20 protein-coding genes and 1 riboswitch are annotated in these 24,262 nt (G+C 62.4%); of the genes, 15 read left to right on the top strand and 5 right to left on the bottom strand.

Going from position 1 to position 24,262, the window contains the following annotated elements; all coding sequences use genetic code 11:
* The first annotated feature begins 10 nt into the window (after window positions 1–10).
* The 9 genes from flgE (at window position 11) to mgtE (ending at window position 11,121) form a co-directional block, all read left to right on the top strand.
* On the top strand, window positions 11–1,387 hold the full coding sequence (flgE, locus tag ACB039_RS10795; protein WP_139751078.1) for a flagellar hook protein FlgE: 1,377 nt from the start codon (window positions 11–13) through the stop codon (window positions 1,385–1,387).
* Between the two features lie 146 nt (window positions 1,388–1,533).
* On the top strand, window positions 1,534–2,280 hold the full coding sequence (gene flgF, locus ACB039_RS10790) for a flagellar basal-body rod protein FlgF (protein ID WP_005329778.1): 747 nt from the start codon (window positions 1,534–1,536) through the stop codon (window positions 2,278–2,280).
* A 14-nt stretch (window positions 2,281–2,294) separates the two neighbouring features.
* Window positions 2,295–3,083, top strand: a complete 789-nt coding sequence (gene flgG, locus ACB039_RS10785) for a flagellar basal-body rod protein FlgG (RefSeq protein ID WP_005329779.1) — start codon at window positions 2,295–2,297, stop codon at window positions 3,081–3,083.
* 26 nt (window positions 3,084–3,109) lie between these two features.
* Window positions 3,110–3,781, top strand: a complete 672-nt coding sequence (gene flgH, locus ACB039_RS10780; protein WP_041206052.1) for a flagellar basal body L-ring protein FlgH — start codon at window positions 3,110–3,112, stop codon at window positions 3,779–3,781.
* Window positions 3,782–3,842: 61 nt separating this feature from the next.
* Window positions 3,843–4,940: a flagellar basal body P-ring protein FlgI gene (locus ACB039_RS10775; protein ID WP_041206051.1), complete on the top strand. Its 1,098-nt coding sequence runs from the start codon at window positions 3,843–3,845 to the stop codon at window positions 4,938–4,940.
* Window positions 4,941–4,986: 46 nt separating this feature from the next.
* Window positions 4,987–6,099 (top strand): flagellar assembly peptidoglycan hydrolase FlgJ, encoded by a 1,113-nt coding sequence (gene flgJ / locus ACB039_RS10770; protein WP_218409221.1) that lies wholly within the window; start codon window positions 4,987–4,989, stop codon window positions 6,097–6,099.
* Between the two features lie 3 nt (window positions 6,100–6,102).
* Window positions 6,103–8,091, top strand: a complete 1,989-nt coding sequence (locus ACB039_RS10765; RefSeq protein WP_371165637.1) for a flagellar basal body rod C-terminal domain-containing protein — start codon at window positions 6,103–6,105, stop codon at window positions 8,089–8,091.
* A 3-nt stretch (window positions 8,092–8,094) separates the two neighbouring features.
* Window positions 8,095–9,303 carry a flagellar hook-associated protein FlgL gene (gene flgL / locus ACB039_RS10760; RefSeq protein ID WP_371165636.1) on the top strand — a complete coding sequence of 403 codons (1,209 nt, stop codon included), beginning with the start codon at window positions 8,095–8,097 and terminating at the stop codon, window positions 9,301–9,303.
* A 180-nt stretch (window positions 9,304–9,483) separates the two neighbouring features.
* Window positions 9,484–9,653, top strand: a riboswitch (M-box (ykoK) riboswitch).
* Window positions 9,654–9,777: 124 nt separating this feature from the next.
* Window positions 9,778–11,121, top strand: coding sequence for a magnesium transporter (mgtE, locus tag ACB039_RS10755; protein ID WP_371165635.1), 1,344 nt, complete (start codon window positions 9,778–9,780; stop codon window positions 11,119–11,121).
* 58 nt (window positions 11,122–11,179) lie between these two features.
* Here the strand turns inward: mgtE and ppx are convergent, their stop codons facing one another.
* The 3 genes from ppx to ACB039_RS10740 all read right to left on the bottom strand — a co-directional run bounded on the left by ppx (window position 11,180) and on the right by ACB039_RS10740 (window position 15,318).
* Window positions 11,180–12,670: an exopolyphosphatase gene (gene ppx / locus ACB039_RS10750; RefSeq protein WP_371165634.1), complete on the bottom strand. Its 1,491-nt coding sequence runs from the start codon at window positions 12,668–12,670 to the stop codon at window positions 11,180–11,182.
* Window positions 12,660–14,729, bottom strand: coding sequence for a polyphosphate kinase 1 (ppk1, locus tag ACB039_RS10745; RefSeq protein WP_371165633.1), 2,070 nt, complete (start codon window positions 14,727–14,729; stop codon window positions 12,660–12,662). The genes ppx and ppk1 overlap by 11 nt, the downstream gene beginning before the upstream one ends.
* A gap of 76 nt (window positions 14,730–14,805) precedes the next feature.
* On the bottom strand, window positions 14,806–15,318 hold the full coding sequence (locus ACB039_RS10740) for a glycine cleavage system protein R (RefSeq protein ID WP_106886366.1): 513 nt from the start codon (window positions 15,316–15,318) through the stop codon (window positions 14,806–14,808).
* A 270-nt stretch (window positions 15,319–15,588) separates the two neighbouring features.
* Here ACB039_RS10740 and ACB039_RS10735 point away from each other — a divergent pair, with 270 nt between their 5' ends.
* From ACB039_RS10735 to ACB039_RS10715, 5 genes are all read left to right on the top strand, one after another.
* Complete coding sequence (locus tag ACB039_RS10735; protein ID WP_371165632.1) at window positions 15,589–16,437, top strand: DUF2726 domain-containing protein; 849 nt, start codon at window positions 15,589–15,591, stop codon at window positions 16,435–16,437.
* A gap of 244 nt (window positions 16,438–16,681) precedes the next feature.
* Window positions 16,682–18,103 (top strand): sigma-54 dependent transcriptional regulator, encoded by a 1,422-nt coding sequence (locus ACB039_RS10730; protein ID WP_371165662.1) that lies wholly within the window; start codon window positions 16,682–16,684, stop codon window positions 18,101–18,103.
* 105 nt (window positions 18,104–18,208) lie between these two features.
* Entirely contained in the window at window positions 18,209–19,243 is a 1,035-nt protein-coding gene (locus tag ACB039_RS10725; protein WP_043128822.1) for a PAS domain-containing sensor histidine kinase, read from the top strand.
* A gap of 55 nt (window positions 19,244–19,298) precedes the next feature.
* Window positions 19,299–20,633 carry a sigma-54 dependent transcriptional regulator gene (locus tag ACB039_RS10720; protein ID WP_139751088.1) on the top strand — a complete coding sequence of 445 codons (1,335 nt, stop codon included), beginning with the start codon at window positions 19,299–19,301 and terminating at the stop codon, window positions 20,631–20,633.
* A gap of 142 nt (window positions 20,634–20,775) precedes the next feature.
* Window positions 20,776–21,537, top strand: a complete 762-nt coding sequence (locus tag ACB039_RS10715; RefSeq protein WP_226172269.1) for a Nif3-like dinuclear metal center hexameric protein — start codon at window positions 20,776–20,778, stop codon at window positions 21,535–21,537.
* A 120-nt stretch (window positions 21,538–21,657) separates the two neighbouring features.
* On the opposite strand, the gene purN is transcribed toward ACB039_RS10715, so the two are convergent.
* On the bottom strand, window positions 21,658–22,296 hold the full coding sequence (purN, locus tag ACB039_RS10710) for a phosphoribosylglycinamide formyltransferase (protein ID WP_371165631.1): 639 nt from the start codon (window positions 22,294–22,296) through the stop codon (window positions 21,658–21,660).
* Between the two features lie 8 nt (window positions 22,297–22,304).
* Window positions 22,305–23,342, bottom strand: a complete 1,038-nt coding sequence (purM, locus tag ACB039_RS10705) for a phosphoribosylformylglycinamidine cyclo-ligase (RefSeq protein WP_106886372.1) — start codon at window positions 23,340–23,342, stop codon at window positions 22,305–22,307.
* 175 nt (window positions 23,343–23,517) lie between these two features.
* Here purM and upp point away from each other — a divergent pair, with 175 nt between their 5' ends.
* On the top strand, window positions 23,518–24,144 hold the full coding sequence (gene upp / locus ACB039_RS10700) for a uracil phosphoribosyltransferase (protein ID WP_371165630.1): 627 nt from the start codon (window positions 23,518–23,520) through the stop codon (window positions 24,142–24,144).
* Window positions 24,145–24,262 lie beyond the last annotated feature (118 nt).

Genomic DNA, 24,262 nt, shown 5'->3' with positions numbered 1-24,262 from the left:
GGAGAAAGACATGTCATTCAACAATGCCCTCAGCGGCATCAATGCGGCTCAGAAAGACCTGAACGTCACCGCGAACAACATTGCCAACGTCAATACCACCGGCTTCAAGGAGTCCCGCGCCGAGTTCGCCGATGTCTACGCCAACTCCATCTTCGTCAACGCCAAGACCCAGGTCGGCAACGGGGTGGCGACGGGGGCGGTGGCGCAGCAATTCCACCAGGGGGCGCTGCAATTCACCAACAATGCGCTGGATCTCGCCATCCAGGGCAACGGCTTCTTCGTGACTTCCGATGGCCTGACCAACCTGGATCGCAGCTACACCCGATCCGGCGCCTTCAAGCTCAACGAAAGCAGCTACATGGTCAGCAACTCCGGCGGTTACCTGCAGGGGTACGAGATCAATGCCGATGGCACCCCCAAGGCGGTGAGCATCAACGCCACCAAGCCCATCCAGATCCCGGACAAGGCCGGCGAGCCGGTGCAGACCACGACGGTCGAGGCTGGCTTCAACCTGCCTTCCAGCACGAAAACGCTGATGGATGTCAATGCCTCCCAATTCGACCCCAAGGATTCGAGCACCTACTCCTCCTCCACTTCGGTGGTGGTATACGACTCCCTGGGGGAGCCGCACACCATCACCCAGTACTTCGTCAAGGAGGCGGATCCCGCCGATCTGACCAAGCCAGTCGTACCGACCGCCTGGCGCATGTACATGTATGAGGGGGACAAGCCCATCGACGTGGCGGGTGGTGTGGACACCACCATGGCCACCGGCGTCAGCCAGGCGCCCAAGAGTGCGCGTATGACCTTCGATGCCTCCGGCAAGATGGTCACTCCGACCGATCCTGCGGTGATCAAGACTGTCTCATTAGGTTCACCTGCTGGAGGCACACCGGGCACAGGGGAGCCAGGTGCCGGTATCATAAGCAACGGCGCCGATGGGACTCAGCAGTTTGAATTAAAGCTCGGCACCGTGACCCAGTACGCCTCCCCATTTGAAGTGAGCAAACTGACCCAGGATGGCTCCACCGTCGGTCGGCTGACCAAGGTGGAGATCGGGGCGGACGGCATAGTCTCCGCCACTTACAGCAACGCCACCACCGTCAAGGTGGCCATGGTGGCCATGGCCAAGTTCGCCAACTCCCAGGGGCTGACCCAGGTGGGGGACACCTCCTGGCGCCAGTCCCTGCTCTCCGGTGATGCCCTGCCAGGCACCCCGAACTCCGGCACCTTCGGTTCCATCAAGTCGTCGGCGCTGGAGCAGTCCAACGTGGACTTGACCACAGAGCTGGTGGATCTCATCACCGCCCAGCGCAACTTCCAGGCCAACTCCCGTTCGCTGGAAGTGAACAGCTCGCTGCAGCAGAACATACTGCAGATCCGCTAAGGTTTTTCGCGGTGACAAGGGGCGCTCATGCGCCCCTTGTCGTTTCCGATGCGGCGTTTTTTCCTCCTCTGCTTCGTCCTTCCCATATCTCTTGGCACTCAATTTGCAGTTGTCCTGCGAGAGTCATCTGTTTGACGGAGGATCCCATGGATCACCTGCTTTATATCGCCATGTCCGGGGCCAAGGAGAACATGAACAGCTTGGCTGTGCGTGGCAACAACCTGGCCAATGCCAACACCATCGGCTTCAAGTCTGATTTCGAGCAGGCGCGCAGCATGCAGGCGTTTGGAGAAGGACTGCCCACGCGGGTGTTCGCCATGACGGAGCGACCGGGTCAGAATCTGCAGCACGGCCTGCTGCAGACCACGGGCCGGGATCTTGACGTCGCCGTTGACGGTTCGGGCTGGATTGCGGTGCAGGATCCCAACGGTGCCGAGGCCTATACCCGCATGGGCAACCTGCAGCTCAATGCCACCGGCAATCTGCAGACCTCGACCGGGCTCAATGTGGTGGATGACGCCGGTCAGCCCATCGTGCTGCCATTGCCCATGGAGAAGATCGAGATCAACCGGGATGGCACCATCAGCGGCCGTCCCGAGGGCGCCGCCGCCAACCTGCCGGAGGATTTCCAGCGCATCAAGCTGGTCAATCCGCCGAGCGATGCGGTGGAGAAGGGCCAGGATGGCCTGTTTCGTCGCAAGGATGGCCAGGCGGAGGCCGCGTCTGCCGATGTGGGCCTGATCGCCGGTTCCCTCGAGGGGAGCAACGTCAACGTGGTCGACGAGATGACCAACCTTATTCGCTTGCAACGTCAGTTTGAAACTCAGGTCAAGATCATGAAGACCGCCGAGGAGAACGACGAGGCACAAACCCAGCTGCTGCGTATCAGCTAATCAAGGAGTACCCCATGAATCCTGCACTCTGGATCAGCAAGACCGGCCTCGATGCCCAGCAGACCAACATATCGGTCACCTCGAACAACCTGGCGAACGCCAGCACCGTGGGCTACAAGAAGGCTCGCGCCATCTTCGAGGATCTGCTCTATCAAAACGTCAACCAGCCCGGTGGCCGCTCCTCGGCAGACACCGAACTGCCCTCCGGCCTGATGTTGGGGGCGGGGGCCAAGGTGGTCGCCACCCAGAAAAACCACAGTCAGGGCAACGTCCAGACCACGGACAACTCCCTGGATCTGATGATAAGCGGCCGTGGTTACTTCGAAATCCAGCTGCCGGACGGCAGCGCGGCCTACACCCGCAACGGCCAGTTTACCCTCAATGACGAGGGCACCATCGTCACCCCGGGCAACGGCTACCCGCTGCAGCCGGAGATCCAGATCCCCGAGAACGCCCAGAGCGTGACGGTGGGGGAGGATGGTCAGGTGTCGGTACAGCTCAAGGGGGATGGTCAGTCTCAGGTGGTGGGCCAGATCAATACCACGGATTTCGTCAACCCCACCGGTCTGCAACCCATGGGGGAGAACCTCTTCGTCGAGACCCAGTCCAGCGGCGCCCCCATCCAGGGGACGGCCGGTGCGGACGGGCTCGGAGTCATCAAGCAGGGGATGCTGGAGACCTCCAACGTCAACGTGACCGAGGAGCTGGTAAACCTGATCCAGGCCCAGCGGGTCTATGAGATGAACTCCAAGGTCATCTCGGCAGTTGACTCGATGATGTCCTTCCTGACCCAGCGCACCTAATCCAGCCACCTAAGCGGAGACGCATGATGAAAGCCATCTGGATGCTGGGCCTGCTGATGTTGGCAGGCTGCAGCAGCACCCCCAATACCGCCAGGCCCGACGACCCCGAATTCGCCCCCGTGTATGGCGAGTCGGAGCCGGTGTCGGTGCGCCCGACCGGGGCCATCTTCCAGCCCGAGCAGGTCAACGGCATTTACTCGGACATCAAGGCCCATCGGGTGGGCGACATCATCACCATCGAGCTGGCGGAGTCGACCTCGGCGTCGAAGAAGGCCAACACCCAGAGCGGCAAGGACAACAAGATGGAGCTGGAGCCCGTCACCCTGGGCGGGGTGCCGGTGACGGCGAGCCCCTATGACCTGTCCGCCTCCATCGGCCAGAGCAGTGCGTTCAAGGGTCAGGCCAAGGCGGACCAGAGCAACAGTCTGCAGGGCAACATCTCGGTCAGCGTGGTCAAGGTATTGCCGAACGGTAACCTGTTGGTCCGTGGCGAGAAGTGGATCATGCTCAACAACGGCAACGAATATATCCGCATCACCGGACTGGTGCGCCCGGAGGACGTGAGCTCGGAGAACAGCGTCTCGTCCCAGCGGGTCGCCAACGCGCGCATCCATTACGGTGGCACCGGCGATCTGGCCAACACCCAGGAACAGGGGTGGCTGACCAGCTTCTTCAACGGCCCCTGGTGGCCCATTTAATACTCGGACCCCGGGTCGCCAACGAAGACCCGGGGCCAGGATGGTTTAGTCAGGAGATGTCATGAACCGACTCCGTTTGCTCGGCCTGCTGTGCTGTATCTTGCCGTTCGGGCTGGCGCACGCCTCCCGCATCAAGGATCTCAGCTCGGTGGAAGGGGTGCGCAGCAACCAGTTGATCGGCTACGGTCTGGTGGTGGGCCTGCCCGGCACGGGCGAGAAGAACAACGCCTTCACCGAGCAGACCTTCAGGACCATGCTCAACAACTTCGGCATCAAGGTGCCGGACAACATCAAGCCCAAGATCAAGGATGTGGCGCCGGTCGCCATCCACGCCGATCTGCCCCCCTTCTCCAAGCCGGGTCAGACCATAGACGTCACCGTCTCCGCCATCGGCGAGGCGAAGAGCCTGCGGGGCGGCACCCTGCTCCAGACCTTCCTCAAGGGGCTGGATGGCCGCGTCTATGCGGTGGCCCAGGGCAGCCTGGTGGTCGGTGGTCTCGGGGCCGAGGGGGCGGATGGCTCCAAGGTAGTGGTCAATACCCCGACCGTGGGGCGCATCGCCAACGGGGCGACCGTGGAGCGTGAGGTGCCGAACTCCTTCGCCCAGGGGGACACCATCACCTTCAACCTGAACCGGCCAGATTTTACCACTGCCCGGCGGGTAGCCGACGTGGTCAACGATCTGGTGGGCCCGAACACGGCCCAGGCGCTGGACGCGACTTCGATCAAGGTGTTCGCGCCGCGGGATCCGAGTCAGCGAGTCTCTTACCTCGCCACCATCGAAAATCTGGAAGTGGATCCGGCCACCGAGTCCGCCAAGATCATCGTCAACTCGCGCACCGGCACCATCGTCATTGGCAGCGAGGTCAAGTTGCGGCCAGCCGCCATCAGCCATGGGGGGCTGACGGTCACCATCGCCGAAAACCAGCAGGTCTCCCAGCCCAATCCGCTGGCCGGCGGGCAGACGGCCGTCACCAACAACTCCACCATCAACGTGCAGCAGGAGCCGGGACGTATGTTCAAGCTCGACACCGGCGCGACCCTGGACGATCTGGTGCGGGCGGTGAATCAGGTGGGGGTCGCCCCCGGCGATCTGATGGCGATCCTGGAGGCCCTGCAGCAGGCGGGTGCGATCCAGGGTCAACTGGTCATTTTGTAATTTCTTGAGCGGCAAGCGGTTGCCACGGGCGGCAAAGAGGTAGGTTATGGCAGAGTTCGACACCCAGAGCGGTATCAATCTTGGCATGGTGCAGGACGTTCAGAACCTGGACAAGCTGCGCCAGATGAGCCTGAGCAAGGAAGGGAAGCAAGAGGCACTGATGGCGGCTGCCCGCCAGTTCGAGTCCATCTTCACCCAGACCCTGTTCAAGGGGATGCGCCAGGCCAACTCGGTGCTGACCGAAGACAACCCGATGAACAGCAGTTACACCCAGTTCTACGAGGGGATGCTGGATGAGCAGCGGGTCGCGGACATGTCGAGCAAGGGGGGGCTGGGCATTGCCGAGATGGTGGCCAAGCAGTTCTCCCCCGAGAAGACCTTTACCCACAATGACGGCCGGGTCCTCAAGTTGCCCCAGCGCACCGAGCGGGTCTACAAACCCTATCAACCCCCCAGCGCCTCCAACGATCTGATCGCAGCCTCCAAAGTTGGCAAAGATTTTGCTGATAACGAAATGAAGAACGAGATGAAGGGAGGGGTAAATGGGGCCGAGCCTCCGTTGACCCTGCCCAGACGCCCCCATCGCACCGTGCCACCCATGGGCAGCAGCCCGCGGGCATCGGCCCTGGACGGGAGCGCAAAGGTGTTTGACAGTCCGGAAGAGTTCGTCGAGCGCCTGATGCCGCTGGCCAAGAAGGCGGCGGACAAGCTGGGGCTGAGCCCGGCGGTACTGGTGGCCCAGGCCGCCCTTGAGAGTGGCTGGGGCAAGCGGGTGATCAAGGACGGGGAGGGACAGATGAGCCACAACTTGTTCGGCATCAAGGCGGATCCGCGCTGGGAAGGACCCAGGGCCGTGGTGAGCACCCTGGAGTACGAGCAAGGAGTGGCGTCGCGGCAGAAGGCGGCGTTTCGCTCCTACGAATCGTTTGAAGAGAGCTTCAACGACTATGTGGACTTCCTGACCTCGGGGACCCGCTACAAGGGCGCGCTGGCCAAAGTGGACAGCCCGGATCGCTACTTCGAGGCGCTGCAGCAGGCCGGTTATGCCACCGATCCCCAGTACGCCAGCAAACTGAAACAGGTATTGCGCAGTGATGCCATCGCCGGCTACTCGTCACCCGGCAACACTGCGACCAGGAACACAGAGATGGAGCTGTAAGCTATGGCAAGCGATCTGCTTGGAATCGGGACTTCGGGTGTGTTGGCCCAGCAGCGGCTGCTGCAGACCACCAGCAACAACATAGTGAACGTCAACAGCCAGGGCTATGTACGTGAACGCACCCTGATCTACACCAATTCCGTCGGATTGGGCACGGGCGACATGGTGAGCGAGCGGGTCATCAACGCCTACGCCCAGGCTGAGGTGCGCCGGGATACCTCCGCCTACCATGCCGCAGGCTCGCGCTACGATCAGCTGTTCCAGATCGACAGCCTGCTGGGGGATGCCAGCAACAGCGTGGGCACCACCATCACCTCCTACTTCAAGGCCTTCCACACCGCCAACGAATCGCCGGCGGAAGTGGGCGGGCGCAAGACCACCCTGAGCGAGCTCAACGGCATGGTGGACCGCTTCCACACCCTCTCCGCCCAGCTCGACAAGCAGAGCGACACCATCAACGCCACCATAGGGGACGAGACGGACAGGGTGAACAGCCTGCTGAGCAGCATCAACGATCTGAATCAGGCCATCATCCGCACCCAGGGCTCGCCGGAAGAGAACCTGATGCTGTTCGATCAGCGTGACGAGGCGATCCGCCAGCTCTCCGAGAAGATGGAAGTCCGCACCGTGACCCAACCCAACGGCAGCATGCTGGTCAACATGAGCACGGGGCACTCCCTGGTGCTGGACGGCGGCGTGGCCCAGTTCAAGGTGGTGCCGGGCAGCCCGGACTCCCGGGATGCGAGGCTTCAGCTGACCCTGGGGGCCAACCAGGCCAACATCAATGACAAGGATCTGGGAGGGGCCATCGGCGGCCTCTTCACGGCGCGCAACGATCTGGAGCCCGCCAAGCGGGAGCTGGGCCAGCTGGCGGTCGCCATGGCCGATGCCATGAACCAGCAGAATCGTCTCGGCATGGATCTGGACAACGAGCTGGGGGGGGATCTCTTCTCCCTCAAGGGGAGCCAGGGGCTCCCCTATGCCGGCAACCAGGGCAACGGCGCGGCCAGCGTCAACTTCGTGCCTGGCAAGGGTTCGGAAGTGACCACCTTCGACTACGAAGTGCAGTTCAACAGTGCCACCGGTTACGAGGTCTTCTCCATCGACGGCTCAGGCCAGCGAACCTCGGTGGCGACCGGCACCACGCCCCCCGCCAAGTTCGAGGTGGCCGGGCACGGCATCGAGATCGACCTGTCCGGCACTCCGGTCGGGGGCGACAAGATAGTGCTGCAACCCACCAGGCATGCCGCAGCCAACCTCGAGGCCGCGATCACCCGGCCGGAAGACATCGCGCTGGCATCCCCCATCAAGGCGGACAAGAACGCCCAGAACCTGGGCTCGGGCGAGATCAAGGTCAACAGCGTCTACAACACAGGGGCCGGGTCGGGTTTTGGCACCAACACCCTTGACCCGAGCGCCCCTCAGGTTATCAAGATCGACGACAGCGGCAACTACGAGGTCTATGACAAGAACAACAACCTGCTCGGGGTCGCACCCGCCTCCAGCAAGGGGCAGAACCTGATGGCCGCCCTCGAGATGCCGTTGGGGACCCCCATAGTGCCGGCCCCGACCCCGGGCTACGACTTCAGCATCACCGGCAAGGTGGAGGCCAACGACAGCTTCACTCTGAGTTACAACAAGGATGGCTTTGCCGACAACGCCAACGGGCTGGCACTGGCGGAGCTGCAGAACAAGGAGCTGGTGCGAAAGAACAACAACGCCGCCACCAGCAACGACAAGATGACCTTCAACGATGCCTACAGTGGCCTGGTGACCGGGGTGGGCAACAAGGCCAGCCAGGCCAAGACGTTGCTGCAGGCCAACGAGGCCAAGCTGACCCAGAGCACCGCCATCTTCGAGAGCGTCTCCGGTGTCAACCTGGAGGAGGAGGCGGCCAACCTCATCCGCTTCCAGCAGTCCTACGCCGCCTCGGCCCAGATAGTCAATACCGCCAAGACCATCTTCGATACCCTGCTGTCGTCCGTGAGGTAACCCATGCGCATCACCACCAACATGATCTACGACCGCAACCTTGCCTCCATGAGCAAGGTGAGCGAGCGTCAGAATACCGCCTATGAACAGCTGATGACGGGGGAGAAGTTCTCCCGGGCGGGGGAAGACCCCTCTGGCATGGGCCAGAAGATGGCGCTGACCAAGGAGATCGATCTCTTCAAGCAGTACGGCGTCAACGGCAGCCTGCTGGAGAACAGCCTGGGCCACGAGGAGACAGTGCTCACCTCCATCAACAACGCCATGCTGAGCGCCCAGACCCTGATCCAGAAGGCGAACAGCTCGGCCATGGGCTCGGAGGAGCGGAACGCCATCGCAAGCGAACTGGAGGGGCTGCAAAAGCAGATGTTCGATCTGATGAACAGCAAGAACTCTCAGGGGGAGTTCATCTTCGGCGGCAACCAGAGCAAGACCCAGCCCTTCGTGAAAGATGGGAGCGGCAACTATGTGTTCCAGGGGGACACGGGGCAGCGCAGCATCCAGGTCTCCCCCACGGTGCAGATCCCGGCCAATGACTCCGGCTTCGATCTGTTCGAGATGGTGGCGACCCGGCGCACCGCCAGTGGCACCAGCGCCAACATCCAGGTAGGGGTGGGGGACCAGGGCAATTTCGAGAGCTTCTATCGCAACAATTATGACTCATCTCTTGCCAGCAATTCGTTCACCGTGAGCACGGTCGCGGGCCCGCCGGATACTTACGAGATCACGGACAGCGGCGGCACAGTCGTGCAAAACGGGGGCTACAGCGCGGGCAACAAGATCGCCTTCAACGGGCTGGAGTTGAGCCTGGATCTGCCGGCAGGGGGGGCGGATCAGACCTTCATGCTGGACAAGCCGAAGAACGACAGCGTGCTCAACGGCATGTCCGATTTCCTCACTGCCCTGCGCGACCCCAGCCTCTCGGCGGACGGTTTCCAGCTGGCGGTGGCGGATGCCACCACCCACATGAACAACGCCAGAACCAAGATAGACAGGGGGCTCGGTGAGCTGGGAGGCCGGATGAACAGCCTGGAGCAGGTGATGGGGTCGAACGATGGCCTCAGCACCTTGAACCAGCAGGCGCGGGCCAAGGTATCCGAGGCGGACATGTACGAGGTGATTGCGGCGCTCTCCAAGGAGGACGCGGCCATGAGCGCCTCCCAGCTCGCCTTCAGCAAAATAAGCAAGCTGACCCTGTTCGACTATATCCGCTGATATCTACCCGTTGATCGCACGCTCCCCCGTGGCCCAGGCCCGGGGTCGCGCTCTTTTCATGGGTGGCCCGCTTCCCGCCCAATTTGTAACAACCCGTTGCCAGGGGCCCCACGAGCCTTGACTCGACCCGCCCCGGCGCCGATGATGCCGCCCGCACCACCCAGGTGGCGCGTATTTTTCGCAGCATCTCGTTAGGCGAGGCTCCTGCATAAACACAGGCCACTGATCTCACGACGTCCAGAGACGCCCAAGATCAGGACAGTTTTCATCGGATTAAGGTGTCAACCCAAGTGGCTTCCGGCATGCCGGATACGTTATGCAGTGCTAAAGCTGGTACGTGGGGATGAAAACACGCCGGACGGCGTCATTTCCTGCCTGTTACTCGTCAATCAAATTGCTGTTTTCTTGTCGACAGCGACCGGTGTGAGCCGGTTGCCTTCAGGCCCTGCCTGAAATCACATGAGGATATCTGTGATGAAGAAAACACACACCCTGCTCAACCGTCATCAACTGCTCGATCTCGCCGCCCTGCAGGGCTGGCTCGACCACAACCTGGACCCGGTGCAGCGGGCCGATCAACTGCTGACCCTGCGCCCGGAAGAGCTCAACTGCGTCTTCGATACCCTGCCTGTGCCGCGAGGGGCCGCCCTGCTCGGCGCCCTGTCGGCGGAGAGCGCAGGCCAGCTGCTGCTGCGCCTGCATGGCAGCATAGTGGGCGTGCTGCAGGAGGCCATTCCCCGGCGCGAGATGGTGGCCATCTTGCGCAGGCTGGGCTCTCAGGATCGCAACAGGCTGCTGAGCCGCTTCCCGACCCAGGCGCAGGCCATCTATGCCTCCTTGCTGGACTGGCCGAGCGAGTCGGTCGGTGCCAACATGCGCCACGAATACCTGGCCGTCGATCAGGGAACCACGGTGGAGAGCGCCAAGCGGCGGATCCATGACGCCTGGGACAAGGCTCAGCTGTTTCAGCACCTCTATGTGGTCGACGGCGAGCAGCGCCTGCTCGGCAGCGTCTCCCTCAAGTCCCTGCTGATCGCCGATCCCCTGCGACCGGTGAGCGAGCTGATGGAGCGGGAGGTGGTGCGGATCAACGCCCGGGCGGATCAGGAGCTGGCCGCCCGCCTGCTGATCGATCGTGACATCTCGACCCTGCCGGTGGAGGATCAGGGGCGCCTGGTGGGGGTCTTCCACGTGGATGACGCCGCCGACATCCTGGAGCTCGAATCCACCGAGGATGCGGAGTTGCAGGGGGGCTCATCCCCCCTGGACACCCCCTATCTGCAGGCAACTCCCTGGCAGCTGTGGCGCAAGCGGGTGGGCTGGCTGCTCATCCTGTTCGTGGCGGAAGCTTACACGGGCACAGTGCTGCGGGCCTTCGAGGAGCAGCTGGAGGCGGCCATCGCCCTGGCCTTCTTCATCCCCCTGCTGATCGGCACCGGCGGCAACAGCGGCACCCAGATCACCACCACCATAGTGCGGGCCATGGCGGTGGGGGAGGTGAGCCTGAAGAACCTCGGTACAGTGCTCAGAAAAGAGCTCTCCACCGGTCTGCTCATCTCGGTCGCCATTGCGATTGCCGCCTGGGTACGGGCCTGGAGCCTGGGGGTGGGTCCCCAGATCGGCATGGTGGTCACCCTCACCATCATCGCCATCGTGCTCTGGAGCGCCACTGTCGCCTCCATCATCCCCATGGTGCTGCGTCGCTTGCGCATCGATCCGGCCGTGGTCTCTGCCCCCTTCATCTCCACCCTGGTGGATGGCACCGGCCTCATCATCTATTTCGAAATCGCCAAGTGGCTGCTGCCCGAGCTGCAGTGACATAGACTGAAAGCAAGAAGGCAGCCATCGGCTGCCTTTTCTCGTTTGAGGTGAACGATCACCCGAGCTGGAACAGCAGGGGCCAGCCCTGCTCCTGGCAATAGCGGTGCTCCTTCTCCAGGTTCTGGATCAGCAGGCGGTTCTCTTCGCACCAGTCGGTGGGCAGGGTGACCACCAGCTGATCCCCGGCGGCCTGCACCCGCCACTCCGGCAGCAGGTTGTCCTGGCGCCTGTGGTGGGCCGCCACCGCGAGGCGCAGGATGCGGATGCAGCGCAGCACCGTCTGTTCGTCGTGGTTGGGCAGGGCGGGCAGCTCCGAGAGCTTGAGCCCCTTGCGCTGGAAGCGCACCAGGGCCGCCAGCAGGGCCTGATCGTCCTGGTTGAAACCGGGCAGATCCGTGTTTTGCAGAATGTAGGCTGAGTGACGATGGATGCCGCTGTAGTTGATGGCCAGGCCAATCTCGTGCAGCCGCGCCGCCCAGCCGAGGATGGCGCGATAGGGCTCGATGGGCATCTCCCAGGGGTCGCTCAGGGCGTCGAACAGATCGAGGACGCTCCGCTCCACCCGAGTGGCCTGGCGCTTGTCGATGTGATAGTGGGAGCTGAGGGCCAGCGCGGTGCGCTCGCGAATGTCGTGGTGCTGCAGTCGCTCCTCGAACTCATAGAGCAGCCCCTCGCGCAGGGCACCGTCGGAGTACTCCATCCGCTCGATGGGCAATGAGGTGAAGAGCCCGAGCAGTATGGCCACGGCGGCGGCAAAGACTCCCTGGCGCTCCTCGGTGAGGCCGGCGAGTTTGAGCTGGTCGACCCGCTTGTGCTTGAGCATCTCTTCTTTCAGCCGCTCCAGTCCCGCTAGCGTGATGGCGCCATCGGTCCACTCCTCCCCCTGCAAGACGTCGCGCACGGTTCGAATGGAGCCCGAGCTGCCGAGACAGCTCTGCCAGCCCAGCTTGCGGTACTGGTTGATGATGGGAGCGAGCTGGTGCTGCGCCTCCAGCACGGCGCCGTTGAAGGCCTTTTCGCTCAGCTTGCTGTTCCCAAAGAAGCTCTGGGTGAAGCTGACGCAGCCCATCTTGCGGCTGGTGAGGGCCTTGTGTTCGAATCCCTCACCGATGATGAGTTCGGTGCTGCCGCCGCCTATGTCCACCACCAGCACCTGGCCCTCGATGTGCTGGGTATGGGCGACCCCCTGATAGATGAGGCGGGCTTCTTCCTGGCCGCTGATGATCTCTATGGGGTGGTTCAGCACCTCGGCCGCCTCGCGCACGAAGTCGCGGGCATTGCTGGCTCGGCGCAATGTGTAGGTGCCGGCGATGCGGATCTGATCCGGCTTGATGTTGGTGAGGCGCTCGGCGAACAGAGCGAGGCAGTCGAGCCCCCGTGCCATGGCCTCTGCCGACATGCGGCGCTGCTCATCCATCCCCTCGGCGAGGCGAACCCGCTCCTTGATGCGATCGACGATCTGCATCCGCCCCTCGTTGAGGCGGGCGATGACCATGTGGAAGCTGTTCGACCCCAGATCGACAGCGGCGTACAGACTATTGTCCATTGTTTGACTCGATACGTTTGAGATAGTCGTAAATCGCAACCTGGGAGCGAACCTTGCGGCGGTTGCCCCGCTTCACGTATTCGTTCTTCTGGTCGGCATCGATGACCCGCGCCTTGCAGGTGTCGCTCAGCTGCAGATCGAGGATGTCCAGGATGCGCTGTTTCAGCCGCTCGTCGTAGATGGGGGTACCCACCTCGATCCGGCCGTCGATGTTGCGGCTCATCCAGTCGGCACTGGAGATGAACAACTGGGGATTGCCCTTGTTGTGGAACACCATGACCCGCGGATGCTCGAGGAAGCGGTCGATGATGCTGATGACCTGGATGTTGTCACTGAGGCCAGGCACCCCGGGACGCAGCGCGCACATGCCACGGATGATCATCTGGATGGGCACCCCGGCCTGACCGGCGGCATAGAGTCGGTTGATGAGGTCTCTGTCCACCAGGTTGTTGATCTTGAGGGTGATACCGCAGGGCTGGCCCGCCTTGGCGTTGGCCAGCTCGTTGTCGATGAGACGATAGAGCTGGCGACGGCAGTTGATGGGGGAGACCAGCAAGTGGTTGAATTTGTAACGTTTATAGGGGTACTCGATGTATTCGAATACCCCCTCCACCTCGGCGGTGATGTCCGGATGGCGGGTCAGCAGGGAGAAGTCGGTGTAGATCTTGGCGGTCTTCTCGTTGAAGTTGCCGGTGCCGATATGGGCGTAGCGCACCGCCTCGCCATTTTCATGGCGGGTGATGAGGCAGAGCTTGGAGTGGATCTTGAGGCTCGGCACCCCGAACACCACCTTGACCCCCGCATCGGTCAGGATATTAGCCCAGTCGATGTTGGCCGCCTCGTCGAAGCGGGCGCGCAGCTCCACCACCACTGTCACCTTCTTGCCGTTGTTGGCGGCGTCGATGAGGGAGTGGATGATCCGTGACTTCTTGGCAACCCGGTAGATATTGATGCGAATGGCGCTCACCGCCGGATCGAACGCCGCCTGGCGTACCAGCTCGGTGAAGTGGTGGAACTTGTGGTAGGGGTAGTAGAGCAGTATGTCCTGCTTGGTGATGGCGTCGAAGGCGTTGACGAAGCCATCGAAATCACGGCAATCCAGGGCCGGCAGCTTGGGGTTTTCCAGATAGTCCCGGCCCACGTTGGGGAAACCGATGAAATCCTTGAAGTTGTGATAGCGCCCGCCCGGCATGATGGCGTCGTAGGAGCTGATCTGCAGCTTGAGCTTCAAGAAACTTATCATGGCGGCGGGCATCTCCCGCTCGTAGACGAAGCGCACCGGCATGGCGGTGAGGCGCTGCTTCAGGCCATCACTCATCTTGTCCACCAGGCTCAGATCCAGCTGGTCGGAGAGATCGTACTCGGCATCCCGGGTCAGCTTGACCGCATAGGCCGCTATCTCGTCGTAGTCGAAGAAGCCCTTGAAGATCTCGTCCAGGCAGAAGCGGATGACGTTGTCCAGGATGATGATCTGCTTCTTGCGGCGGGTCCCCTCCGGCGGCAGCTGGAAGAAGCGGGGCAGGTCGTCGGTCGGCACCTCCACCAGGGCGTACTGGATCACTTGGCCGTTCTTCTTCATCTCGACGGCGAGATAGGTGTGCTCGTCTTTGAGGAACTTGACCGGGTTGACCTCCTTGTTGAGGAGGATGGGGATGATATGACGCAGCACCTTCTCCTTGAAGAAGATCCGCAGCCACTGCTGGATCGCCTCGGAGAGCTGGTTTTCATTCACCAGGAAGATGTTGTGGCGGGCCAGGGCGATCAGCAACTCCTTGTAGGTGTTGTCAAACGCCTCGCCGAGTGCCATCACCTTCTGCTGGATGGCGCGCAGCAACACCTTGGCCTCGTCGTCGCCACCGTGCACCTCGTTGATGAGGATGCGGCGCTTGACGTCAGAGACCCGGACCTTGAAGAACTCGTCCTGGTTGGAGGAGAAGATCCCCAGAAAACGGACCCGCTCGATGAGGGGGACCGTCTTGTCCATTGCCTCTTGCAACACCCGTTCATTGAATGAGAGCCAGCTAAGCTCTTTCTCTTCATACTGCCTGTCGGTGCTCATCTGGTGCCTCTGTGCTCAGGTTGCGTCTGCGCGGAAGTTATGGCGTCAAACCATGACAAATTTATGACAACCCGCGCTATTCGGTCAGATCGTGATCGATGTCGACCACCAGATCGTCGGAGAGGGACTCCAGCGCGGTGATCAGATCGTCGAGTTCGAGCTGGGGCGGCAGGGCCACCAAAGCATGTGCATAGAAGAGCGGGGCCCCGGAGTGGGGGGCGGGCTCGCATCCCGTGGTGAGGTCGGCGACGTTGATGTTGAGCTGGCGCAGAATGCTGGCTACCTCGTGGACTATGCCGGGTCTGTCGTTACCGGTGACGCTCAGCATCAGCTGGTGGGCGGGTTCGGGGCTGAGCTGGCCTTCGGCGAAGCTCACGGTGAGACCCGGCAGCATCACCAGTGCCTCGCACAGGCTGCGATAGTGTTCATCCGGCACGGCGACGTGCAAAATGCCGGCAAATTGCCCCGCCAGTTCGCTCATGGAGCTGGCCAGCCAGTTGCCCTGCTGACGGGTGATGGTGTCGGCCAGGCTCTCGACGATGCCGGGCTTGTCTGCGCCGATCACGGTGACGACCAATTGCTTTTGCATCCTGCTCTCCTTGAATGGGACTGCTTGGGGTCAGTTGACGTTTCGCCGCGACCGTTGCGGTATCTTCTGTGCGCCGAAACGTCCATAGGCTCTAGCATTGTGCCTGCTGCGACAGGCCATATGAAGCCCGCCCCACGCAAATTTAGTGAAAAAACGCGAATGCCCGAGCGGCGTTGATTTCAGCTCTGCCTGCCGGGGTTCCCCCGTGGTAGAGTGTTGCCCCTTCGTGTTTGATGAACTGGATATGTCTTGTGAACGGGGTATGTGTTTATGAATAGCCTTGTCGTATCGGGATCCGTGTTGTTGGTGTTGCTCCTGCTGGTGATCCTCTGGCGCAGGAGCAAGAGGGGCAAGACCGAGCCCTATGAGCTGCAGGAGACCCTGTTCAGCCCGGCGGAGCGCGCCTTCCTCGGGGTGCTGGATCTGGCGGTCGGCGACCAGGCCCGGGTCTTTGCCAAGGTCAGGGTGGCGGATGTGCTGACCCCGCAGGCGCGGCTGGGCAAAGGCAAATGGCAGCAGGCGTTCGACATGATCAGCGCCAAGCGCTTTGACTATCTGCTCTGCCACCCGACGGATCTCTCCTTCCTGTGCGCCGTCGAACTCGATGACAGCGCCCATCGCCACCAGAAGCGCAAGGTGCGGGATCTCTTCCTGAAGTCCGCCTGTGACAGTGCGGGCCTGCCTCTGCTGCAGATCCCGGCCAGCAGCCATTACCAGGTCGACGAGCTGCGCGAGCAGTTGTTGCCCCTGCTGGTCAAGACGAGTCTCCCGGTGGAGGAGCTGTTGCCGGGGGAGCGTCGCGAGCCGACCTTCAATCCCTTGCTGCTCGACGGGGTGGACTTGAGTGCATCCCACCACGGGGGGCGCATGTCCAGGTCGCCACAGGCCGAGCCGCCCCAGCCTGACGAGCAGGAACCGGTGCTGATGGACAACCCCTTCATCGGCCCGGATGAAGAGGAGGAGGAGGCCTCCGCCTCTGTGCCCCATTGCCCCCGCTGCGCGGCGCCCCTGGTGGCCCGGGAAGCGAAGAAGGGTCCCCATGCCGGCCGTCTGTTCCTGGCCTGCAGCCGTTTCCCCGAGTGCCGTTACGCCGCCCCCCAGGAGCAGGCCAGGCACTGATCCCCGCTCTGGCGCCGGCTGCGGCCGGCGCCTTGCCTCTCCTGCACCGCGTTCCACCCCGGGCGCCTGGCCGACAGCGGCTGTCCGAATGTGATCCCCATCCCGCCCGGGCCGCGCCAAACGCGACAAGTTTTGACAAACCGCCAGAATTTTGGCACTTTGTGGCCTTTATGACATTGTGCATAGCTAACTATCATAAGTAGTTTAAAAACAATAACTTGGCTTCAGGTGTGAGAATATGGATATGATGGCTATGGGTGTGCTGATCGTGGATGCCGATGAAGCGCGGCGTCAGCAACTGGGAACCGTGCTCTCCTTCATGGGGATCCCCTGGCAGGAGGTAGTGGAAGCCGATCTCGATGTGGCCATCGAGTCCTCCGGCCCGCTGCAAGGGATACTGACGGGCAAGCTGCTGGAGCGCACCCTCGGCGAGCTGCTCGCCGCCTTCCCCCGCATCCCCTTCCTCTCCCTGATGCCTGCGGATCACCCCAACAGCAACTTCATCGGTGGCAGCGACGAGCCCTATACCTACGAGTCCCTGACCCGTCACCTGCACTTCTGTCAGGCCTTCATCTCCCTCCATCCCCGTCAGCAGGTGCACGACAAGGGCCAGACCCTGTTGCGACTGCTGGTGGGCAAGGGGCGTGGGATCCAGGAGGTGCGCCGCCTCATCGGCCAGGTGGCACAGACAGATGCCAACGTGCTGATCCTGGGGGAGTCCGGGACCGGCAAGGAGGTGGTGGCCCGCGCCATTCACGAGCTCTCTGCCAGAAGCGCCGGCCCCTTCGTGCCCATCAACTGCGGCGCCATTCCGGCTGAGCTCCTGGAGAGCGAGCTGTTCGGCCACGAGAAAGGGGCCTTCACCGGCGCCATCGCCGCCCGTCGCGGTCGCTTCGAGCTGGCCCAGGGGGGCACCCTGTTCCTCGACGAGATCGGTGACATGCCGCTGCCGATGCAGGTCAAGTTGCTGCGGGTGCTGCAGGAGCGACTGTTCGACAGGGTCGGTGGCGGCAAGCCCATCCAGGCCGATGTGCGTATCATAGCGGCGACCCACAGGGATCTGGAGGCGATGATCCGCACCCAGGGTTTTCGCGAAGATCTCTACTATCGCCTCAACGTATTCCCCATCGAGACGCCGCCCCTGCGCGAGCGTTGCGACGATATTCCCCTGCTTTTGCAGGAGCTGCTCAACCGCCACGGGGAGCAGCACAGGGGGATCATCCGCCTGACCCAGCGGGCCATGGAGTCCCTGATGCAGTACCCCTGGCCTGGCAACGTCCGCGAATTGTCGAACCTCATCGAGCGGCTGCTGATCCTCTACCCGAACCAGATCATCGACGTGGCCGACTTGCCGGGCCGCTACCGTCTGCTGCCGTGCGAGCCCAGGGACGAGCGGTTGACCGAGATGGACGAGCGGGATGCCTTGGCCGCCGTGTTCCAGACGCCCCCAGTGCTGGATCCCGGCCTTGCCGCGCCGCTACCCATGCAGCTACCCCAGGAGGGGCTCAATCTCAAGGAGATGCTGGCGGATCTCGAGGTGGAGTTGATCCGCCAGGCGCTGGAGTCCCAGGATGGAGTGGTGGCCCGCGCCGCCGACCTGCTGAGCATGCGCCGCACCACGCTGGTGGAGAAGATGAAAAAATACGGCATGAGCAAGGACAATTGAGGTCAATGCTTTGACGGATATGGTCAAGATATTGATATATAACAAATAATTTACTGGCATGGAAATTGAATAAGCTGACCCAATCGCCAGTTTGAGGTCAGCTTTATGACAATCTCGCAGCAGGACAACCCGCTCCAGTCACACGAAGTGAGTCAGCTTTATGCCATCTTCACGGCACTGCCGACCGGCGTGCTGCTGCTCGATGGGGAGGGGCGGATCACTCGCGCCAACCCAGCTGCCCTGACCCTGCTGGGGGAGCCGCTGGAGGGACAGGCCTGGCGCCAGATCATCGCCCGCTGTTTCCAGCCCAGGGAAGACGATGGCCACGAGATCTCCCTGCGCGATGGTCGCCGGGTGCAACTCTCCACCCAGCCGCTGCCGGATCAGCCCGGCCAGCTGGTGTTCATCACGGATCTCACCGAGACCCGCCAGTTGCAGGACAGGGTCAACCACATGAAACGGTTGTCGGCCCTGGGCAATATGGCGGCCTCTCTGGCGCACCAGATCCGCACCCCCCTCTCCGCCGCCATGCTCTATGCAGCCAACCTCGCGAACCGCACCCTGAAACCGGAATCCCGCACCCAGTTCCAGCAAAAGTTGATGGCTCGCTTGCAGGATCTCGAGAAGCAGATAAACGACATACTGCTGTTTGCCCGCAACGGCGACAACCAGGTGGTAGCTCCTGTCTCGGTACAGGGGCTGCTGGCGGAGGTGCAGGCCGGTGCCGAGGCCTTCTGCCAGCAGCAGGGCTGCGCGCTGCACATGGAGGCGCCTGAGCCGGATCTCTGCCTGCTCGCCAACAGCAGTGCGCTGGCCGGTGCCATCAACAACCTCATCGCCAACGCCCGGCAGGCCGGAGCCGATTCGCTCTTGGTGAGCGCGGTGCGCAGCGGTAACCGGGTAGAGATGCGCGTCCTCGACAATGGCAAGGGGATGCCTGCCCAGCTGCTCAACCAGATCTTCGAACCCTTCTTCACCACCCGCTCCCAGGGCACAGGCCTCGGGCTTGCCGTGGTGCAATCTGTGGTGCGTGCCCATCAGGGGGAGGTCAGCGTGGCCTCGGTGCCCGGAGAAGGAACCTGTTTTACCCTGTCGTTCCCCCTGCATCAACAAGCGGTGCAGCTTGGAGGTGTAGCATGAATCCCATCTTGTCCCTGTGGTGCAAGGCCTGCGGGCCCGTGGTTGGAGGTGTGGCATGACCCAGGCCCGTATTCTGGTGGTGGAAGACGACAACGGCCTGCGCGAGGCGCTGGTAGATACCCTGCTGCTCGGCGGTTACGAGTGCCGCGAGGTGGACAGCGGCGAGCGGGCCCTGCTGGCGCTCTCTCGCCAACGCTTCGACATGGTGATCTCTGACATCCAGATGGGAGGCATGGACGGCCTCACCCTGCTGGCCAACATCCGCCAGCAATATCCCCAGGTACCTGTGCTCCTGATGACCGCCTACGCCAACATCGACGGGGCCGTGCGCGCCATGCGCGAAGGGGCCATCGACTATCTGGCCAAGCCGTTTTCCCCCGAGGTGCTGCTCAACCAGGTCAGCCGCTATGTGCCGGCCCAGAAGGTGGAGAAGCGCGCCGTGGTGTACGGGGATCCCAGGACCGCCGAGCTGTTCCAGCTGGCGACCCGGGTGGCCAGAAGCGAGGCCACCGTCATGGTGACAGGCCCGAGCGGGACGGGCAAAGAGGTGCTGGCCCGCTACATCCACGACAACTCCAGCCGGGCCGAGCAGGCCTTCGTCGCCATCAACTGCGCCGCCATCCCGGAGAACATGCTGGAGGCGACCCTGTTCGGCTACGAGAAGGGGGCCTTCACCGGCGCCGTGCAGGGGTGCCCCGGCAAGTTCGAGCAGGCCCAGGGCGGCACACTGCTGCTCGACGAGATCACCGAGATGGATCTGGGGCTGCAGGCCAAGCTGCTGCGAGTATTGCAGGAGAAAGAGGTGGAGCGGCTCGGCAGCCGCAAGATGATCCCGCTGGACGTGCGGGTCATCGCCACCAGCAACCGGGATCTGAAGAAAGCGGTGCAGGACGGCCTGTTTCGTGAAGATCTCTACTACCGTCTCAACGTCTTCCCTCTGCGCTGGACCTCCCTCTGGGAGCGGCCCGGCGACATACTGCCCCTGGCGGAGCACCTGCTGGCACTCCATGCCAGTCAGCAGGGTCTGCCGACACCGCAGCTGGCCGATGCGGCGCGCGAGCGCCTGCTGACCCACCCCTGGCCCGGCAACGTGCGCGAGCTGGACAACGTGGTGCAGCGGGCCCTGATCCTCTGCCCCGAAGGTCTCATCGATTGCGAACATCTGATCCTGGAGGAGACGGACGAGGAGCTGGTGCGCCCCCTCGAGCGTCTGTCGGGGGAGGGGCTCGGCGGCGAGCTCAAGCAGCAGGAGCACCAGATCATCCTGGACACCCTGCAGGAGTGCAACGGCAGCCGCAAGGAGGTGGCCGACAAGCTCGGCATCAGCCCGCGCACCCTGCGCTACAAGCTGGCCCAGATGCGTGACGCCGGCATAGAGCTGCCCGCCTAGCACCTGTTGCCGGTGTCATGGCCTTGCTGGCCAGGCTCGATTATCATGGGGCCCTCGGCATCATGAGCCTGGGCCCCGTTGTGACTGCAGACAAGAACCTGATCGCAGACAAAGGGGAGCAGCGCCTTTACAAGGGACTCCTATGATCTCTCATCGCAAACTGGAAACCGTGCTCAATCACCTGCTCGAGCCTCATGCCATCAAGGACTACTGTCCCAACGGGTTGCAGGTGGAGGGGCGCGAGCGCATTCGCCGGGTGGTCACCGGCGTTACCGCCAGCCAGGCCCTGATCGATGCGGCCGTGGCCCTGGATGCCGATGCCATCCTAGTCCATCACGGCTACTTCTGGAGCGGGGAACCGCCCCAGATCACCGGCATGAAGCAGCGCCGCCTCAAGACCCTGCTGACCCACGATATCAACCTGTTTGCCTACCACCTGCCGCTGGACGTGCACCCCGAGGTGGGCAACAACGCCCAGCTCGCCAGACTGCTCGGCATCAAGGTGCGCCGTGGTCTCGAACCCTGGAACAGCAAGAGCGTCGCCATGGTGGGCAAGTTGGAAGAGCCCATGAGCGGAGCTGACTTTGCCAAACTGATTGCCGAACGGCTCGGTCGCGAGCCGCTCCATTGTGGCGACAGCGGCCCCGAGCTCATCAGCTCAGTGGCCTGGTGCACCGGCGGCGGTCAGAGCTATATCAACCAAGCGGCAGAGCAGGGCATCGATGCCTTCATTTCGGGTGAGGCTTCAGAGCAGACCATCCACACCGCTCGCGAGATGGGCATGCACTTCTACGCAGCTGGTCATCACGCCACCGAGCGTTACGGCGTCAAGGCGCTGGGGGAGTGGCTCGCCACCGTGCACGGGCTGGAAGTAACCTTTATCGATATCGACAATCCGGTATAGGGTCGATTAGCCGCATAGCGGCGTCATCTGACATGAATGCATGTCATGGCGTCGATATGCAGAAATGACAAGGGAGGCCAAAGCCTCCCTTTGTTACATTTTGCATGCAGCGAGCAGCGGTTACTCGCTGGCATAACCCGCCGGGCCGAGCAGGACGTCATCCAGCAGGGCTGCGCCCTCCTGCATCTTGAGCCGTCCCTCGCAGAACCACTGCACCACCAGGGGGTAGATGCTGTGTTCCTGGACCTGGACCCGGGCGGCCACCTCGTCGGCACTGTCCCCTTCGAAGATGGGGACGCGAGCCTGCAGGATAACAGGGCCGCCGTCCAGCTCCTCGGTGACGAAGTGGACGCTGGCGCCGTGCTCGCGCTCCCCATCGTCGATGGCGCGCTGGTGGGTGTGCAGCCCCTGGTATTTCGGCAGCAACGAGGGGTGGATGTTGATCATCCGCCCGGCGAAGTGACGCACCAGATCGGCGCTCAATATCCGCATAAAACCGGCCAGCACCACCAGATCCGGCTGATAGTCCGCCATCAGGGCGAGCAGGGCGACGTCATACTCTTCCCGACTGGCAAACTGCTGCTGGGCCAGGATGGCTGTCGCCACTCCGGCTTCTTTGGCGCGAACCAGACCATAGGCATCGGCCCTGTTGCTGATGACGCCGACCACCTCACCGGCAACCTTGCCGCTGGCGCAGTGGTCGAGAATGGTCTGCAGGTTGCTGCCGTTGCCGGAGATCAGCACCAGGATCCGTTTCATGGGAGAGGTCATTTTATGATGACTTGCTCTTCGCCATCGGCCGCCTTGGCGATGTGGCCTATGTGCCAGGCGTTCTCGCCTTCGGCCTTGAGCAGGGCCAGCGCCTTGTCCAGCTGATCCGCCGGCAGGGCGATGATCATGCCGACGCCGCAGTTGAAGGTGCGGTACATCTCGTGACGGGTGACGTTGCCGGCCTGCTGCAGCCAGCTGAACACCGCCGGCCACTGCCAGCTCTGCTCGTCGATCACCGCCTGGGTATTGGCGGGCAGCACGCGGGGGATGTTCTCCCAGAAGCCGCCACCTGTGATGTGGGACAGGGCGTGGATCTCGCACTCCTTGATGAGCTTGAGCACCGGCTTCACATAGATGCGGGTCGGCTCCAGCAGGGCATTGGCCAGGGTGGTCTCACCCAGCGGCTGATGCACGTCGGCCTGGGAGACCTCCAGGATCTTGCGCACCAGGGAGAAACCGTTGGAGTGGGGGCCGCTCGCGGCCAGGGCGATCAGGGCATCCCCTTCGCCGACCTTGCTGCCGTCGATGATTTCGCTCTTCTCCACCACACCGACGCAGAAACCGGCGATGTCGTAGTCTTCCCCTTCATACATGCCTGGCATCTCGGCGGTCTCGCCGCCCACCAGGGCGCAACCGGACTGCTCGCAGCCTGCACCTATGCCGGTGACCACGGCGGCGGCGGTGTCCACATCCAGCTTGCCGGTGGCATAGTAGTCGAGGAAGAACAGGGGTTCGGCGCCTTGCACGATGAGGTCATTGACGCACATGGCCACCAGATCGATGCCCACAGTGTCGTGCTTCTTCAGGTCGATGGCCAGACGCAGCTTGGTGCCCACACCGTCGGTACCGGATACCAGTACCGGCTCCTTGTAGCCAGCAGGGATTTGACACAGGGCCCCAAAGCCGCCAAGACCACCAAGGACTTCAGGACGACGAGTGCGCTTTGACACGCCCTTGATACGTTCAACCAGTGCATTGCCGGCATCGATATCTACGCCAGCATCCTTGTAGCTCAGTGAGGTTTTGTCAGTCACGCGTATTCCCCGTCATATAGAGAAGTGGAGGGTAAAATTCGGGGCGTATTCTACCAGCGGGCGGGTAAAAGCAGAAAGAAAATCGTTTGCGCGTTTTTACGTGGAAAAGCTCTACAAGCCGTGGCTTTTGTTGTATGATTCCGCGATTTTTTGGCGCCGGTTCGAGGAGATAATAATGAAAGTCGTTGAAGTCAAACACCCCCTGGTCAAGCACAAGATCGGCCTGATGCGCGAAGGCGACATCAGCACCAAGCGTTTCCGTGAACTGGCCAAGGAAGTGGGCAGTCTGTTGACCTACGAAGCGACCTCTGACTTCGAAACCGAGAAAGTTACCATCGATGGTTGGGACGGGCCAGTGGAAGTTGACCAGATCAAGGGCAAGAAGGTCACAGTCGTGCCCATACTGCGCGCCGGTCTTGGCATGATGGATGGCGTGCTCGAGCACATGCCGAGTGCCCGTGTCAGCGTGGTCGGTATCTACCGCGATGAAGAGACCCTGCAGCCGGTTCCCTATTTCGAGAAGATCGTCAGCAACATCGAAGAGCGTCTGGCCCTGGTCATCGACCCCATGCTGGCCACCGGCGGCTCCATGATAGCCACCATCGACCTGCTGAAAAAGAAGGGTTGCCAGTCCATCAAGGTGCTGGTGCTGGTTGCCGCCCCGGAAGGGATCAAGGCGCTGGAAGCCGCTCACCCCGACGTGGAGCTGTTCTGCGCCTCCATCGACCAGGGGCTGAACGAGAAGGGCTACATAGTCCCGGGTCTGGGGGATGCCGGTGACAAGATCTTCGGCACCAAGTAACCCCTGACGTCATAGCCGCTCTCTCTGAGCGCAAACGGAGCCGGCACCTTGCCGGCTTCGTCGTTTATCCCGCCCTCCTGCTTGCTGCCATGCGCGCCTTGCCGCTACCATAAGCAGT

Source organism: Aeromonas sp. S2(2024) (assembly GCF_041402505.1).
Classification (GTDB): Bacteria; Pseudomonadota; Gammaproteobacteria; order Enterobacterales; family Aeromonadaceae; genus Aeromonas; species Aeromonas media.
The sequence above is the reverse complement of the archived record's forward strand: the minus strand, read 5'-3'. Positions and strand labels throughout refer to the sequence as shown.

Excerpts from the sequence above, each read along its gene's own strand:
- flgE (WP_139751078.1), top strand. The coding sequence starts at position 11 with ATGTCATTCAACAATGCCCTCAGCGGCATCAATGCGGCTCAGAAAGAC.
- flgF (WP_005329778.1), top strand. The coding sequence starts at position 1,534 with ATGGATCACCTGCTTTATATCGCCATGTCCGGGGCCAAGGAGAACATG.
- flgG (WP_005329779.1), top strand. The coding sequence starts at position 2,295 with ATGAATCCTGCACTCTGGATCAGCAAGACCGGCCTCGATGCCCAGCAG.
- flgH (WP_041206052.1), top strand. The coding sequence starts at position 3,110 with ATGAAAGCCATCTGGATGCTGGGCCTGCTGATGTTGGCAGGCTGCAGC.
- ACB039_RS10775 (WP_041206051.1), top strand. The coding sequence starts at position 3,843 with ATGAACCGACTCCGTTTGCTCGGCCTGCTGTGCTGTATCTTGCCGTTC.
- flgJ (WP_218409221.1), top strand. The coding sequence starts at position 4,987 with ATGGCAGAGTTCGACACCCAGAGCGGTATCAATCTTGGCATGGTGCAG.
- ACB039_RS10765 (WP_371165637.1), top strand. The coding sequence starts at position 6,103 with ATGGCAAGCGATCTGCTTGGAATCGGGACTTCGGGTGTGTTGGCCCAG.
- flgL (WP_371165636.1), top strand. The coding sequence starts at position 8,095 with ATGCGCATCACCACCAACATGATCTACGACCGCAACCTTGCCTCCATG.
- mgtE (WP_371165635.1), top strand. The coding sequence starts at position 9,778 with ATGAAGAAAACACACACCCTGCTCAACCGTCATCAACTGCTCGATCTC.
- ppx (WP_371165634.1), bottom strand. The coding sequence starts at position 12,670 with ATGGACAATAGTCTGTACGCCGCTGTCGATCTGGGGTCGAACAGCTTC.
- ppk1 (WP_371165633.1), bottom strand. The coding sequence starts at position 14,729 with ATGAGCACCGACAGGCAGTATGAAGAGAAAGAGCTTAGCTGGCTCTCA.
- ACB039_RS10740 (WP_106886366.1), bottom strand. The coding sequence starts at position 15,318 with ATGCAAAAGCAATTGGTCGTCACCGTGATCGGCGCAGACAAGCCCGGC.
- ACB039_RS10735 (WP_371165632.1), top strand. The coding sequence starts at position 15,589 with ATGAATAGCCTTGTCGTATCGGGATCCGTGTTGTTGGTGTTGCTCCTG.
- ACB039_RS10730 (WP_371165662.1), top strand. The coding sequence starts at position 16,682 with ATGATGGCTATGGGTGTGCTGATCGTGGATGCCGATGAAGCGCGGCGT.
- ACB039_RS10725 (WP_043128822.1), top strand. The coding sequence starts at position 18,209 with ATGACAATCTCGCAGCAGGACAACCCGCTCCAGTCACACGAAGTGAGT.
- ACB039_RS10720 (WP_139751088.1), top strand. The coding sequence starts at position 19,299 with ATGACCCAGGCCCGTATTCTGGTGGTGGAAGACGACAACGGCCTGCGC.
- ACB039_RS10715 (WP_226172269.1), top strand. The coding sequence starts at position 20,776 with ATGATCTCTCATCGCAAACTGGAAACCGTGCTCAATCACCTGCTCGAG.
- purN (WP_371165631.1), bottom strand. The coding sequence starts at position 22,296 with ATGAAACGGATCCTGGTGCTGATCTCCGGCAACGGCAGCAACCTGCAG.
- upp (WP_371165630.1), top strand. The coding sequence starts at position 23,518 with ATGAAAGTCGTTGAAGTCAAACACCCCCTGGTCAAGCACAAGATCGGC.